Source organism: Clostridioides sp. ZZV14-6150 (assembly GCF_020657875.1).
Classification (GTDB): Bacteria; Bacillota; Clostridia; order Peptostreptococcales; family Peptostreptococcaceae; genus Clostridioides.
Genome location: NZ_JAGWDA010000055.1, coordinates 1 through 500 on the forward strand (window position 1 = coordinate 1; position 500 = coordinate 500).

At 27.0% G+C, this 500-nt stretch carries 1 protein-coding gene; it reads right to left on the bottom strand.

The genetic code is table 11. The annotated features are described in order from the left end of the window. A partial coding sequence (locus KGF41_RS20505) for a transposase (RefSeq protein ID WP_227830508.1) occupies positions 1 to 500 on the bottom strand: 500 nt, incomplete at both ends.

Here is a 500-nt window from a genome sequence, read left to right on the forward strand (position 1 = left end):
TTATACTCAAGTAACCTTCTAAATTCATACCAACTAACTTCACTTATTGCACCTGCTAATTTATGATTCTTAATCATATTACTCACTTTCAAATCTTCTAAACAAATTATTTGGTTTTCTCTAATTAGCTTAGTTGATATTTGATGTAGGTAATCTCTTCTTTGATTAGTTATTCTTTCATGTATCTTAGCTACTTTAATTCTTTGCTTATTCCAATTATTACTGAACTTCTTCATCTTTGATAATCTTCTTTGTTCCAATTTCAATCTATAGTTAGCTTTTCTTAACCATTTAGGATTGTTAAATATGCTTCCATTAGAACATATTGCAAAATCTTTTAAGCCTAAATCTATGCCAATATACTTATTAGATTCTTCTAATTGTTTTATGTCAACCTCACAACACATACTAACAAAATATTTACTTGTAGGTGTTTTTGATACAGTAGCATTTAATATTCTACCATTTATATTTTGAGTCACTTTAGCCTTAACCCATTT